The organism is Ruminobacter amylophilus (assembly GCF_900115655.1).
GTDB lineage: Bacteria > Pseudomonadota > Gammaproteobacteria > Enterobacterales > Succinivibrionaceae > Ruminobacter > Ruminobacter amylophilus.
On the sequence record NZ_FOXF01000029.1, the window covers coordinates 1 to 14802 of the forward strand.

At 45.3% G+C, this 14802-nt stretch carries 12 protein-coding genes; 5 read left to right on the forward strand and 7 right to left on the reverse strand.

Features of this window, described 5'->3' with window-relative positions; genetic code table 11:
* Positions 1-804 precede the first annotated feature (804 nt).
* A complete protein-coding gene (locus BMY80_RS07740) occupies positions 805-1998 on the reverse strand; it encodes a zinc ribbon domain-containing protein (protein ID WP_093142522.1) in 1194 nt (397 codons plus the stop codon).
* 114 nt (positions 1999-2112) lie between these two features.
* Positions 2113-2373 carry a hypothetical protein gene (locus tag BMY80_RS07745; protein WP_143066491.1) on the reverse strand — a complete coding sequence of 87 codons (261 nt, stop codon included), beginning with the start codon at positions 2371-2373 and terminating at the stop codon, positions 2113-2115.
* A 1290-nt stretch (positions 2374-3663) separates the two neighbouring features.
* On the opposite strand from BMY80_RS07745, the gene BMY80_RS07750 reads away from it, so the two are divergent.
* A complete protein-coding gene (locus BMY80_RS07750; protein ID WP_093142528.1) occupies positions 3664-5664 on the forward strand; it encodes a 2-isopropylmalate synthase in 2001 nt (666 codons plus the stop codon).
* A 158-nt stretch (positions 5665-5822) separates the two neighbouring features.
* On the opposite strand, the gene BMY80_RS07755 is transcribed toward BMY80_RS07750, so the two are convergent.
* The 4 genes from BMY80_RS07755 to BMY80_RS07770 all read right to left on the reverse strand — a co-directional run bounded on the left by BMY80_RS07755 (position 5823) and on the right by BMY80_RS07770 (position 10200).
* Positions 5823-6779 carry a DMT family transporter gene (locus tag BMY80_RS07755; RefSeq protein ID WP_093142531.1) on the reverse strand — a complete coding sequence of 319 codons (957 nt, stop codon included), beginning with the start codon at positions 6777-6779 and terminating at the stop codon, positions 5823-5825.
* 263 nt (positions 6780-7042) lie between these two features.
* Positions 7043-7912: an NAD(+) diphosphatase gene (gene nudC, locus BMY80_RS07760; RefSeq protein ID WP_093142533.1), complete on the reverse strand. Its 870-nt coding sequence runs from the start codon at positions 7910-7912 to the stop codon at positions 7043-7045.
* 93 nt (positions 7913-8005) lie between these two features.
* Positions 8006-8566 carry an anthranilate synthase component II gene (locus BMY80_RS07765; RefSeq protein ID WP_031580331.1) on the reverse strand — a complete coding sequence of 187 codons (561 nt, stop codon included), beginning with the start codon at positions 8564-8566 and terminating at the stop codon, positions 8006-8008.
* The gene (locus BMY80_RS07770; RefSeq protein ID WP_093142537.1) at positions 8560-10200 is read right to left on the reverse strand and encodes a chorismate-binding protein; all 1641 of its coding nucleotides are present in this window, start codon (positions 10198-10200) and stop codon (positions 8560-8562) included. The genes BMY80_RS07765 and BMY80_RS07770 overlap by 7 nt, the downstream gene beginning before the upstream one ends.
* A 660-nt stretch (positions 10201-10860) precedes the next feature.
* On the opposite strand from BMY80_RS07770, the gene BMY80_RS12240 reads away from it, so the two are divergent.
* Genes BMY80_RS12240 through BMY80_RS07785 form a run of 3 tightly spaced genes read left to right on the forward strand, consistent with a single transcriptional unit; the run spans position 10861 to position 12254 of the window.
* Positions 10861-11163 carry a hypothetical protein gene (locus BMY80_RS12240; RefSeq protein WP_093142540.1) on the forward strand — a complete coding sequence of 101 codons (303 nt, stop codon included), beginning with the start codon at positions 10861-10863 and terminating at the stop codon, positions 11161-11163.
* Positions 11164-11205: 42 nt separating this feature from the next.
* Positions 11206-11727, forward strand: coding sequence for a flavodoxin (locus BMY80_RS07780; RefSeq protein ID WP_037320175.1), 522 nt, complete (start codon positions 11206-11208; stop codon positions 11725-11727).
* A gap of 26 nt (positions 11728-11753) precedes the next feature.
* Positions 11754-12254 carry a GNAT family N-acetyltransferase gene (locus tag BMY80_RS07785; RefSeq protein ID WP_177178534.1) on the forward strand — a complete coding sequence of 167 codons (501 nt, stop codon included), beginning with the start codon at positions 11754-11756 and terminating at the stop codon, positions 12252-12254.
* 133 nt (positions 12255-12387) lie between these two features.
* Here the strand turns inward: BMY80_RS07785 and BMY80_RS07790 are convergent, their stop codons facing one another.
* Entirely contained in the window at positions 12388-13323 is a 936-nt protein-coding gene (locus BMY80_RS07790) for a hypothetical protein (RefSeq protein WP_093142545.1), read from the reverse strand.
* 1103 nt (positions 13324-14426) lie between these two features.
* Here BMY80_RS07790 and BMY80_RS07795 point away from each other — a divergent pair.
* Positions 14427-14774: a hypothetical protein gene (locus BMY80_RS07795; protein ID WP_093142547.1), complete on the forward strand. Its 348-nt coding sequence runs from the start codon at positions 14427-14429 to the stop codon at positions 14772-14774.
* Positions 14775-14802 lie beyond the last annotated feature (28 nt).

A 14802-nucleotide genomic window follows, 5' to 3' on the forward strand; every position in this document is an offset into this window, starting at 1 on the left:
GTATCAATTATAAGCTGTATCTACATATAACTGAAACACACTTAGGGAACTAATTCTAAATTATGGTACGTGAACATAAATTATAAGCAGTTTCTGCGGATAATGAAACAGAAAAAACTGTATAAATCAAAAATAATTCAAAATAAATACTATTTTTATGCGTTGAATAAAAGTATAGGCTGAACCAAATTAATTCAGGATTATCACATGATATACATGTAAAGATGTAAAGTGGTCCCAACTCATTAGGTTTATTTGTTTTAACATGTCTTTTTTTTACTTGGAATATCGGGTAGTAGCTGTAGAAAAGTCTGGAATCGTTAATCAGTTATTGTCTGTTAAATGTGATTCTTTCAGCCGCCACTGTTATGATAACTGTTGGCGGACTTTATTAAATTCCGTATCTCAGTGCCTGAATCTTTCGTCTTTATTGTTATTGAAAGGTTTCAAGGCGGATTTTACTGATGTCTGTTTCAGATGACACATTAGCATAAGCATTGTTTTTAGGCAGTTATCCCGCATAATTTATTTGAACTGCGAAATATTTTTAGGCTGAGAATCTTCAAAATTCTGACCTAATCAGACAGAAATCTTTTCTCAGTCTGACTGAAGCCGGTGAATGCAGGCGGAGAGGTGAGCACTTCATTACCGTCATCTGTCATAACGGAGAGCTGTTATCCCAGGCAGCAGTATGAACGGCAGTACTAAGGATAAATAATCATATTCCGCAGTCATCTGATGATTAACTGGAACACTGCCGGAAGGTGACGATTTTTCTTTTATGGCAACTCATGCTCACATGCATCAGCGGATATCCCAGACTGACCATGGAGAAGCTACATTCGGCAGTATGGTGGTTTCCTTTACGTCCAGTTTCCATATTATGTCATCGTCGATGACTGTTCCCACATAAGTGATTTTTGGATGAGCTGCTGAAAAATACTTCCTGCTGGCATTGACCGTAACCTTTATTTCCGGGTAACCGTTTCTGCTTTTATCGGCACTAGCGGAAGTAACCTCAATTGAATCAACGTATTCTGTTGCATACTGATGCGGAGGATAGAGTTTCCATCCGAATCCTTCAGCATAATCCCGGGTATTATCACATATTTCTGCAAAATCCCGGTACTCGTATTCAGCCACGCAGATTAAAGCATTCCGTTTGACATTATTGGCCTGCATCATCATATCAGTAAAAATAATGTTTTTTATATGCTGTATATATACGGGCATACCGATTGTAATTGCAACTCCGGAGATCAGAATCATAAACAGACAGACCGTCACCATTACTGTAACGGCCATACCGAATCCCGGTTTTTCAGGATGCTTTCTGTTGCATACAATCGCATCCATCACGTTCATTATGGTATAGAGGCGGATGAAACAGTAGAGTTCAAGATTGGTGGCAATAATCATCATGATGACACCGGTGATAACCGCCAGTGTTGTCTGGGGAATGGACAGATGACAGAATCCGGTAAAAGCCATACATCCTGCAGTTATCAGAAGCACGGTGGACAGCAGTATAATCGTGCATTTGGTTTTTATGCCGTCTGAAATCCGGGCATATTTTTCATACCCGAATCTGCGTAAAACCCTGCCTGTCCTGGCGGACAGGTCGAATGATCTGATGATGATAATCAGAAGCAGTATCAGTCCCGCAATGTTTACTCCCGGAATCAGCAGGGCTATGAGACAGACAATCTGCATGAGGTTCATTCTGTCCAGTCTTCTGACGGTCTCCTTAAGCTCCGGATCCCCGTTCTTCTGACATGATTCATCCTGACTTATGCAGTCCGGCTTTTCTTTTTTCTGAAAATTCACGGAAACCCCGGCAGATGATTTTACATCTGACGCGTTTTCTTCACTGCAGGAATCGGCCGGATTTTCCGGTTTGTCGTTTTCGGAAGGGCGGTCATGCGGAAGAGCTTTACCGCAGTCAGGACAGAATTTCGCACCGTCACTGATTTCATGATTACAGAAAGGACATTTCATAAACCGCTCCTTCTAAGAATGTAAAAACGCATCCCGGGGTTATCTTCAGTCTTTCGGACTGACTATGAGAATGACGGCATGACTCCGGTCAGCAGTCATTCACAGGCGACGGCATTATCTGTATTTTACGCGTCTGCCTTTTATGAGATAGAAAAATGTATAGGGAACCGCATATACGATGGAAAGTGATACCAGCCCGATAAGACTCATTCCGAAATCATGTCCGGGTTTTTCAGGGGTATCGGTAACAGTAAGTCCCTGTCCAATTTCATCGTAGTAGCAGGACAGGCTGTAACCGAAACTTATGCATAAGAGCAGAAGAATTATGCCTACCGTTATGAGGTATGAAATATTGAAGAATTTATTGCCTTTCAAACCGTTGTGGATTCCCATGATTACAAATAAGCCGAAGACGGCTAATGCAGGGGTAATTCCGCCAGCTGCATTAATGACTGTTCTCCTTACATTGTGTCCGGTCGGGCGGACTGATTGAGATTTCTTAAAAACAGCCTTCCATGATTAATTGTAAAGCACCGCAGTAAATCTGCCACACATACCGGGACAATTCGTGAAGCGGTGCGGAATATTTCGTAAGCCTGTCTGAAAGATTTCAGTAACCGCGGTCGTCATGGAGAAAGAGGACAGTGTTTTCCTGCCCTGATGACAGTAATCAGTATCCTGTAAGCCTGCTGTATGGTGTGACTGAACTGCGGAGATATTTCTGCACAAAACGGACACGATGTCTCTTTTATGACTTCATGATTCATGTGAAGGAGAAAGAGAGGAACCATGTGAATTTAATGGTGGTATAGCGACCGCAGGTCAGGTTAGGGAACCTGATCGTTTCATTTTTTAGCAGGAAGTGCTGTTTGAGAAAGCACAGCGTAATACCGGATACTGCCGGCTGACCCTGAGGTCTGCCGACAGTATTTCGGAAAACTCCCGCCGTAATGCTGTGCAGGTCAATACAATTCAGTAGGAAAAACAATGAATAAAAATGATATTACCATCCGTTTGGAAAAAAGGTTCTGTAAGAACCATATGAAGTTTCGCGTTTAAGCTGTTTTATGCGCTTTTGTAAAAGTGCGGGCCGCAGCGTCCCCGTACATCCCGCCCGCATTTTCAGCCTTTGATACCTTGAGATATCAGGGCTGCCGGCATTCTGATAACTGCCTGACAACGAGCTGCATGGATTTTCCCGGAGGGATCCCGCAATCCGATATGAATCGTAATGATGACACAATTTTTCATTCACGGTTTTCTTTGGCGGAACAGCTTTTTTTGCGCCGGCTTCCGGAGAAAAAGGAAGGAAACTGAAGAAAACACTGACTGCATTTTCTTAAAAAAACAAAAAAACAGAACCTGCCCCAGAAACAGAAAATCGCTTCCTTAAAACAGCTGTAGCCCAAAAAATCCCGGTAACAGGTTAAAAAAATTCGAATATTAAAAAATATCAGTCAAATAGATTAAATATAATCATTGTAAACTGTTTTTTTAGTGATAAAATAAAGTCAAATGTATTGATTTATTTTAATGGTAAATTTTGTTTGCAGTTATAAATATAATTTATCATCAAAAAACAGACTGTTATCCACACTAACCGAAAAGCCGGTAATAAAAGCGGAAGTAGAACGGATTTCCGCTCACCGGACAAAGGAGAACATAATGAAGAATTTTGACAAATACTCACGTCAGTATTTCATGCCGCCTGTGGCAACCTATGACTGGGTGAAAAAGGATCATATCGACAGGGTTCCGGTATGGTGCTCGGTTGACCTGCGTGACGGTAATCAGGCGTTAATCGAACCTATGGGACTTGATGAAAAGCTCGAATTCTTCAAAATGCTCGTGGACATCGGATTCAAGGAAATCGAGGTGGGATTCCCGGCTGCTTCAGAAACTGAATTTCTGTTCCTGAGAGCTCTTATTGAAAGAGACATGATTCCCGATGACGTGACCATTCAGGTTCTTACCCAGGCAAGAGAACACATCATCAAAAAGACCTTTGAAGCATTAAGAGGAGCTCCTCACGCTGTTGTTCATCTGTACAACTCAACTTCAGTCGCTCAGCGCGAACAGGTGTTCAGAAAGGACAGGGAACAGATCAAGCAGCTTGCCATCGACGGCGCCAGACTGCTCAGGAAGCTTGCGGATGAAACCGAAGGACATTTCTCTTTTGAATACAGTCCTGAAAGCTTCCACGGTACCGAAGTGGATTATGCTCTCGAAGTGTGCAACGCGGTGCTTGACGTATGGCAGCCGAACAGTGAACGCAAGGCTATCATCAACATTCCTGCAACCGTTGAAACCGCAATGCCTCACGTATTTGCAACCCAGATTGAATATCTTTCCAAGAATCTCAAGTACCGTGACAGCGTGGTTCTGAGTCTTCATCCCCACAATGACCGCGGCTGCGGCGTTGCCGATGCCGAACTCGGTCTGCTTGCAGGTGCCGACAGAATCGAAGGTACTCTGTTCGGTAACGGTGAAAGAACCGGTAACGTGGACATCATTACCGTTGCCATGAACATGTTCTCATACGGTATTGATCCGGGACTGGACTTCTCCAACATGCCTCACATCAGGGAAGTGTACGAGAAGCTTACCGGCATGCACGTTTACCAGAGACAGCCTTACGGCGGTGATCTGGTGTTCACCGCCTTCAGCGGTTCTCACCAGGACGCCATTGCCAAGGGCATGAACTGGCGTGAGGAAAAGAAGCAGAAGATCTGGGACGTTCCTTATCTTCCAATCGATCCTGTTGACGTGGGCAGAACCTATGATTCAGACGTTATCAGAATCAACAGCCAGTCAGGAAAGGGCGGTGTGGCCTATATTCTTTCCCATAACTTCTCTCTGAACATTCCGATGAAGATGAGGGAAGAGGTAGGGTATGCCGTTAAGCAGGTGTCCGACGAACGTCACAAGGAACTTTCTCCTCAGCTCGTATATGACATCTTTGCCGAGCACTACATCAACTACACGCCTAATTTCCACATTTCCGAAAGCCACTTCAAGCAGAATGACGGCATCATGGCTGAAACCATCATCTGCTGCGGTGACAAGAAGACCGTGGTTGATGCCAACGGCAACGGCAGACTTGATGCGGTAAGCAACACCATCAAGCAGTATTTCGGTATCAGCTATGAACTGTCTGTTTACGAGGAACACGCCATCTCCAAGGGAACCTCATCAAAGGCCATGGCCTATGTGGGAATCCTCTGCAACGGCGTAAGCTACTGGGGTGCAGGTCTTGACGAAGACATCATCAAGGCTTCAATAAACGCTTTGGTGGTTGCGGTAAACAAGCTTCCCGAACTGCAGAACAACAGCATCGTCAAGGATGACAGACTGATTGCCATGATTAACTACATTCAGGCGAAGTATCAGGAAATCACTCTTGAAGACATGGCCGAATACTTCCAGCTGTCCGCTCCGTACATTTCAAAGTACATCAAGGACAAGTCAGGAAAGACCTTCGGTGAGCACCTTACCTCAATCCGTCTGAAGAAGGCCAAGACTCTGCTTAAGAACGGCAACATGACGGTTGAAAACATTTCATACGCTATCGGTTATCCGAATGTCGAGCACTTTATCAGGGTATTCAAGAAGTTCTTTGAAATGACTCCGATGCAGTACAGAAATCTTAATCAGACCATCAAGTAGCAGATACGCATAATCATCTGATGCGGAAAAAAGCGAAGGGCGGAACTTAAGGTTCCGCCCTTCATGTTTTCCGGATGAAGCTCTTTTTCCTAAATCCTGTCTGAAATCCGGCAGGAAGTTCTATACCTGGTAACCGTCTGACACGATATGCAGGAGTCCTATGCGTTCTGCCGTCCGGAACTGCCGTTTCCGCCGTTTCGTGTCAGTTTTTTCAGAATGAACTTCGGTCCCCCCTGAGAAATAAAGAGTCCCAGTGTGGTAATCAGACAGGCAATCCAGCCGAGGAGCGACAGCTTTTCTCCCAGGAAGAAATCAGCGGCCAGAGCTGACATGACAGGAGTGATGTAGATGTAGATAATGGAGGTTACGGCTCCGATTTTTTTTACCGAATAGTTCCAGAAGGTAAAGCTTGCAGCCGATGCTATAAAGCCCAGAAATACCAGATTTCCCAGATTCAGCGGTTTGATGAGATTCTCCTGTTCAATGCAGAAGTCGGTCAGGAACATCAGCGGAATCATGTAGATGATACCGTACTCAAAGGATCTTCTGGTAACCGCAGGAGTGCTGTAGCCGAAGGAGTTTATCTTTCTGGTGAATACAGAATACACGGCCCAGACAATACCCGCGGAGACTGACAGAAAGTCACCCAGCGGATTGAATGACAGATTGGCAGAGCCCTTTACACTGAGAAGGACAATGCCTCCGACCGCGGCGAAGAATCCCAGATAGAACCAGAAATCCAGTTTTCTTTCATCCTTGTAGAACAGGTTGGTGACGATGGCGGTGAACATCGGAGTAATGGTCAGAATAATGCCCACATTAACCGCGGTGGTATAGAGCAGGGCGATGTTTTCCACCAGAAAGTAGAGAAAGGGACCGGTAAAACCCGCCAGGGCAAAATAGAGCTGTTCAGATTTTCTGAACCCCACGCTCCTGAAGGAGATGAGCTTCAGGACAAAAATCGCGATGAAAAATCTGATGAAGAGGACTTCAAGCGGAGTGAAATCCGTAAGCAGCACCTTGGTGGATATGTAGGTCACGCTCCATACGGATACGGTGGTAAAGGCGGCCAGATGCCCTGACAGCCTGTCGGCATTAATCGGTAATTCTTTCATAGTCTGTGCATTCTTCTGTTATTGTTCAGTCTGTGTCGCAGCGGGAGCGGCTGCGCGTTATATGTTTTTATTTATGTTTTTACATGTTTTTCCGGAAGGCTTTCGTCTCCGTAAAAACAGGGAGTCCCTCCGGTTACTTTAGTAGAGAAAACAGGTATCGTCAACAGTGCAGCCTGAATATAAGTGATTATAATTCCTTGCAGGGCGCCAGTCGAAGCCTGCCGGAGACCGGAAACTCTTCACGCACTGTTTTTTCAGATGAATTACGGCTGTTTTTCAGGATGTTCCGTAAGGTTTGCAAAACTGAATCCGTGAAGCTTGAAGCTGTTAATCATGGTTTTGGTCAGAGATATGGTGGAGTCCGGTTCGGTAAGTTCATCGCGGGATATCCAGAAGGCCTCGGCCAGTTCATTTTCATCACGTATGATTGTCGTATCTCCGTCAACTCTGGCCATGAATCCGAAAAGTATGTTGCTGTCGAGTCCCCAGGGCTGAGAACCGCAGTATCTGAGATCCTTTATTTTAAGACCGACTTCCTCCATGGCTTCACGGCAGGCGGTCTGTTCAGGAGTTTCACCTATTTCGCAGAATCCGGCGATGAGGGCAAGGCCCCTGTACGGTCTGTCTTTGTATCGCGTCACCAGAATGCGGTTCCCGTCAGTGATTCCCACGATTACGGCAGGAGCGATTTTCGGGTAGATGACGTTTCCGCAGTGAGGGCAGGTAAGGGCTCTTTCCTTGGAGGAATGAACCGTTTCATGTCCGCACCTGCCGCAGAAGCGGTTGCCTGCATACCAGCTGTAGAGGTGGTAGGCGGTAAAACCCGCAAAGCAGGTGATGCGCGGATTGTCGGATCTCAGCACGGTATTGCTCTGCCAGGAGAAGCCGTCAAGACTCAGCGTGCCGGCATCGCCTGTAAAGAGATAGTATGCTCTGCCGTCTATGGAGAAAAGATAGAGCAGAAGGCTTTTATCGAACAGGCCGGCTTCCGGCAGTTCCAGCTCCTCGCCGGCGCCGTTGCCCCTGATATAGACGCTTCTGTCCCGGAAAGCCAGAACGTAATCGCCGTCCTCAGGTTTTCTGCTGAGAGTGTATTCGTTTCTGAAAATATGTTCGCCTATATCCTGCAGCATCTTCCGCTCCTCTCCAAATCATGCCGGGGTACGATGCGCCGGCGCGTCTTTATTCCGCCGGTGTTCTCATCCGCCGTGATTATTATAACCGTCCTAACAGAGTTCAATAAAGTTTCTGAATATGTCGAGGCCGTTTTCCGTAAGAATGGCTTCCGGATGGAACTGCACTCCGTATATCCGGCGATTCCTGATTTTCAGGGCCATCGGAATGCCGTCTTCGGTCCGGGCCGTGATTTCGGTGTCCTCTGAAGGACTTGTGACCATCAGCGAATGATATCTGGTGGCGCTGAAGCCCTGTCTGAAACCCTGAAAAAGTCTGAAATCAGGCTCGAAGAACACATCCGAATTCTTGCCGTGACACGGGTACGGAGCTCTGGTGACATCCGCTCCGAAGAATTCGGCGATGCACTGCATGCCGAGACAGATACCGAAGATCGGGTGTGTATCTTTGTAGCGGTCGATAACCTCCATGCTGATGCCTGAATTTTCAGGTGAACCCCAGCCCGGAGAAATGATGATTCTGCTGAAAGAGAGTTCTGCGATTTCCTCCATGGTGAGCTCGTCGTTTTTAATTACCACCGGATGTTCGCCCAGAATCTTCAGGTACTGGACAATGTTGTAGGTGAAGGAATCGTAATTATCGATAACTAGCATATTTCCACCTCAAAGATTCCTCTTACTGAATTCATGCAGAATACCGCATCTGCTTTCATGAGATCCTCCGGATGGAGAATTCTTTCCTTAAGCTTTCCTTCGGCAAGAAGCTTCTGACGCATCACGCCGTTGAGAAGACCGCAGGCAGGCGGCGGAGTGAACATTTCGGTGCCGATTCTCACCGCCACGTTGGTGTAGGTGCCTTCGGTGATTTCATTTCTTTCATTGACGCGTATTTCCTCAAAGAACTCCTTCGGATAAGGACTTCTTACCGTGGTCTTGTGGTAGAGGAACGGATTGCGTGAATCAACGCGTCCCTTTATGACGACCTTCGGTTTCAGGGCCGGGGCCGGAATGTTTCTGGTGGTGACGGCATAGTGACCGTCACGGAACAGTTCTATGCGGGTGACGATGCCTTCCGGAAATTCAAAATCATCAAGTCCGGCATTCCATTTAAAGCCCAGCTCGTCCGCGGATTTTCTGAGTCTCTTAAGATGAAGATCACGGTCTCCGGTGCCGGTTTCAATCAGGGAAAAATCAGTCCGCAGGAATCCTGCCTTGGTTATGGTTTCGTTCCATTCATCCCCGGCGGTTGAATCATAGGTGATGGCTCCCCCCGCGAAATATCTGAAACATTTTTCGTCATGACGCTTCTGCAGTATTCTGATAGGTACCGAGAATACGGCCTCGTCTCCGTGAATGAAGGCGATGGCTCCGCAGTAGACGTCGCGGCTGTACGGTTCGGCTTCGGCAATCACTCTCATGGTTGATACCTTGGGAGCTCCGGTTATGGAACCGCAGGGATAGATGGCCTTAATCACGTCATAAAGAGTCACGTCGTCACGGAGTTCCGCCGATATTTCGGAGGTCATCTGAAAGAGAGTAGGGTGCTCTTCAACTTCAAACAGTCTGTCTGCCTTTACGGTGCCGTCTTTTGCCACAATCCCCAGATCATTGCGGAGCAGATCCACGATCATGATGTTTTCGGCTCTGTTTTTGGTGTCGGTGGCCAGAAATTCACGGTGACGTGCGTCCTCCTCGGGAGTATCTCCGCGTCTTACGGTTCCCTTCATCGGTTTGGTGAGAATGTTTCGGCCCCTGATTTTAAAGAAAAGTTCGGGGGAGAATGACATGACGGTTTCATGTCTGTTTCTGATGAAGGCATTGTACGGGGTTTTCTGTTTAGGGAGCAGATATTCGTACAGTTCGTCATCGGAAAGGTTGGTTTCAAGAAGAGAAGGATATGTATAGTTGACTTCGTAGGTGATGCCGTCAAGTATCTTTTCCTTAATGAATTCAATCTTCCTTTCGTATTCTTCGCGACTGATTAACGGCCTGAGAAAAATTCCCGGAGGCATGCCGGAACCGCCGTTTTTCTGAGTGGCGTCAGCGTTTTCGCGGGAGAAATCCGCTTCGCGGAGATTCCGCGGCTGCTTTCTCCAGGCTTCAAAGTAGACCAGAGGCATTCCTTCGGGGCTCCGGTTCATGAGGTCGTATCTCATGTATCCCAGCAGCCAGTATCCGTCCTTCTGCAGGGCTTCGACCCTGTCCAGGGCTTTTTTCACATCATCCGGACTGAAGATTTCAATTATTTCATCCGGATCCGAAAAGTATTTATCAGCGTATATTTGCATTTTTTTTGTTTAGTTATTCTATGACTTCTGCTTTTGCTGTCTGCATGATTATCTGCTTTAAAACAGCGTGGTTATTGTACATCACAGTATTACGGATATGTGAAAAAAACAGCCTGAAACAGGCAATTATTTTTGAGAGAAACGGTGAAGACCGGACCAACGCCGGGAAAGATGAAAATACAGCCGAAAATTATTGAATTACCTTGGTTTTCAGATATATTTAATCAAAGGGCAATGATTTCTTGAGGTGATGTATGAGTGATGATTTTGTATATGTCAGCAGCTGTTATTGTCCCGGCAGTGAAAGGTAAGGAAGATCGATTATTGGATTTTTGATTGATTTCCCCGCATGGACGTGTATAGGAATGTTTCTTGCGTACATATACGGTATAGCGTTTTTGATCAAAACCCTAAAGTGTTTCTGGATGGCTGCGGCCCATAAGAGTTCTGGTTTCACGAGACAGTATTCCCGGATTGTATCGGTCACGACATTTCTATTCTATGCATGGCTGTGGCGGATATTTAAGAAAGTGTTTAACATAACCGCAATATACTGGAATTCAGATTTGTTTATAAGCTCGCCTCGGCGGGCTTTTTTATTGTATGGAGACTAGCTATGGCTGATTCTTTTTTAAGTATTGGTGCGGACACGGGAATTTTATGCAGTCGATTTCTGAGATCAGTCAAACGATGTACAGCGTTCAGCAAAATATCAGTTCGACTGTAGTGAATATAAATTCTGATTTTACAGATTTGTCCAGACAGGCTGATAAAGCAGGCAAAGATATAACTGATGGTTTTACTGCATCAGCGGAGGCTATAAAACAGGCAGGTGATTCCGCAAAGAAATCAGAGGAAGCAAATCCTGCGTTTTTGAGAAATGCGAAACACATGGAACACGTCATTATCGATGTTTTGAGTATATTCATCATGGTTATGTTAAATTTATATGAAGTCAGGTGAGAATCTTTTATCGGATTTATGAATTATCGGAAGGAGAAGCTTGTGTCAAAGAATCTTGTGATTTTTTATTCCCGTGCCGGATTAAACTACGTGTCAGGTGAAGTCAGATACATTGACAGGGGGAATACCGAGGTGGCCGTTGATTTCATCCTCAACGTTATTGATGCGGACGTGTTCAGAATTGAAACCGTTAAGGAATACAGCACGGATTATTACGAATGCACCGAAGAGGCAAAGATTGAAAAGAAGGCTGCTCTTCGTCCGGAGCTCAGGAATTATCTTGCCGACATCAGCGGTTATGACAATATCTTCGTATGCGGTCCGTGCTGGTGGTCAACCTATCCGATGGCCGTGTTTTCACAGCTGGAAAAACTGGACTGGAACGGAAAGAAGGTTTATCCGCTGATGACCCATGAAGGTTCAGGACTCGGCCGCTCGGAAGATGATCTGAAAAAGATCTGTGCAGGTGCCGATGTTAAACCGGGACTTGCGGTTTACGGCGGTCACGTGGAGGAATCTCAGGATATCATCAGAAACTGGATAGAATCCTCTCTGAAAGAATAGTTGTGGCGATGGACAAGGCGGTGATTATGAATGATATTGTTCTGGAACCGGTGGAAAATACCGATCTGAATATAGCTGAATTTGCGGCTTCAATATGGAGAGAATACTGGACTTCCATTCTTCCTGAAGGTCAGGCTGAATACATGATTGAAAAATTTCAGTCGAAAGAGGCCATGAAAAGACAGGTCGAATCAGAGAACTACAGCTATTTCTACATAGTTGCGGACGGTAAGCGCGCCGGATATACCGGACTCAGCTACCGTGACGGTTATCTGTTTCTATCCAAACTCTATATTCTGAAGGACTTCCGACATCAGCATGTCGCCACCCGAGCCTTTCCCTTTATAGTGGATTTTGCGAAAAAACACGGTTACGACCGTGTTGTTCTTACGGTTTACAAAGGTAACGTCAATGCCATCAGAGCATATGAAAAGCTGAACTTCAGAAAAACTGATGCCACTGTTACCGATATCGGCAGCGGCTATGTCATGGATGACTACATCATGGAGTACAGATGTACCGATTAATCTAAACTGCCGTTTTCTTAAAAAATGGAGGCGTACGGTGAAATTCATCGTACGTCCCGGTTTTATACAGTGTTTCCATCCGTTATGACGTATCCTTCGTCATTTCTTCATGGTTCATATTTACGATGAAGCCTCAGTCCTTGTCAAAATTGCGAACTTCAATCTTTTTCAGAGAATCTTCATATGACAGTTTTTTTCTCCTGCAGAATTCAGCCATAATCATTTCCACCTGAAACTCATTGAATTCCAGATTGATGGTCCCGGTTCCTGAGGATTTGTCGATAAGTCCTTTCCAGTCTGCCGGCAGTGGGCTGCTTTTCGCATCCGTTACGGATAAGTGCAGATCAATCGAGAAAGACAGTCTTCCGATGTCATAGAATTTTTTCCAGCTGCTGAGTCCGGCAACCGATCTGTCGTATATTCTGCGTTTTCCCGCAACTCTTGAGACGTCAAGAAGACTGTCTGAGGTGACAGCCATGATTCCTGTCTGATCCCCGAAAATGATGATTCCGTCGCCGAAGCAGAAAAAGGAATTCCTGTTCTGAATGTATCTGCCTTTTTTGTAGGCTCTTTCGATTTCCTTCGGATTCAGATGTCCGTCATCCCCGCGGTACATGTTTTCCTGCCATTCCATGTATGCGGAAGAAGTGATGATGTCTCCGAGTCTTTTGAATGCCATGAACAGCCTGTATCCGACAAAGGCGCAAAACAGCATGAGAGGAGGTACGCAGAACAGGGAGGTTTTTAATGATATCGCCAGAAAAACTCCGGCAGCAGCTCCGATAAAGCAGGCGGTGATGGATTTTTCGGAGAGTCTGCGGTTGGCCGGCACCAGACTTCTGAGAACCTGCTTCAGAGGAGTCTCATCGCCTTTCTGAAAGAAATCACGCTGCTGATAAAGTTCAAACTTCTTCTGCCATTCTTCCGAGCCGTAATACTCTCCGACTGTGATTTTTTCGATGGCCTTATCCGTTTCCAGTCCTTTCTTTTTTTCATACTGATAAACGGCATACATGGTTACACAGGCCGTAATGATCGCCACGCATGAATAGCTGATAAGTTCTTCCATATATATGTTCCTCCGTCCGCCGTATTCTGTCTCTCAGAGCCGAGACCTCATTATATAGACATCTCATTCCGGAATAAACATGCGTTTTTATCCGTTAGGATTTTATGATAACCGGATACGGTTATTCAGAAGATCAGGTGTTTCGTCAGAAAGGCTGTCGGAAGAGAAGGCTGTTATTACGTAAATGCCTGAAAATTCAAGGATAAATTTAATATTTAATAAGGCCATTTGATACGTTTTTTGCAAAAAACGGCAGGTGATTTTTCATAGAATAAAGAGTTAAGGGGAAAGGCGGTATCCTCTCCGATACTCTCCTTTGGTACCGCTGTTTTCCCCGGTTTTTTTATTGTATCGCTGCCGTTTTTCAGGCGGCTTTATATTTTAATCTGGTTCTGCCACGTTTTCTGACTTTGAACCGGTTTATACCCGGACTGATTCAGCCGTTTTCTGAACATGATGCGGTTCCGTTTCCGGAATGTCACGGCAGAACGTATATGCCGGTTATTCAGTAATGAAGCATGCGGGCTTCAGGTTTGCGGAGCTGTTTCTTCTGCCTGAGGTTTTTGGCAGCACCTGAAATTTAAAGGGAGCTGCGCCGATTTCCATTGTGCGTAGTAGTATTTTCCGGAGATCCGCGGCTCTCTTTAACAGTCTTTCATGTCCGTAAGGAAAATTCGGTTGGGAGGTCAGTCTGCAGTGCGGGCAGTGTTATGTTAATGATCTGCTTTATCTTCAGGTTCATTTTCCGGCTTTTTTACCATAAACGGATGAGTCATGCCGGTTCTATCCGCAGAATGTATACTGCTGTTTTCCGGATTTCAGGCATAAAAGCCTCTTAAAACAGGACAGGAAACACGAAGTAATTTACAGGCCATTCGTTTACTGATGAATGTGAATGGTATTCTGACGGAAGACAAACGTGCTGCCGTCAGACCTGCATCACGGGCCTTTGTTTAAAATATACAGAAAACATGAACAACATCAATTTTGCAGTGGATATCTTATATTAAAATCTCTGCCGTTTAATAATCATGATGGTGTCATACAAAGATTATTATTCATTAACAGTTTGTTTTTTACATTTTTTTGTGACATTTTTTTATATGGACAATCAGCAGTTTAATAATGACTTAAAGGTATCCGGTGCAGATCAGGAAAGCAGATTTCCCCGTCAGAACGCATCAGGTGGTGCCAGATTCAATCCGCCAACATACAGATATGCCAGATTTTCTGATTTCTGGCCTCTGTTTCTGGGCGTAATTCCCAATGTCGGGCCTTTTATCGTTCTGGGATTCATGATTTACTGGTGCGCGAGTGGTAACGTAAAAAGAACTACTCCATGCCTGTCAAACATGTTATTCGGATCTTTACTGGCGGGAGTAACGGTAGTTGGGATTGTTGTGGTTGTAATGGTGGCAGTAGCTATAATCGCTGTGGCTTCTCACCAGTAACAATCCAATCTGCAGGATTTTAATAGAT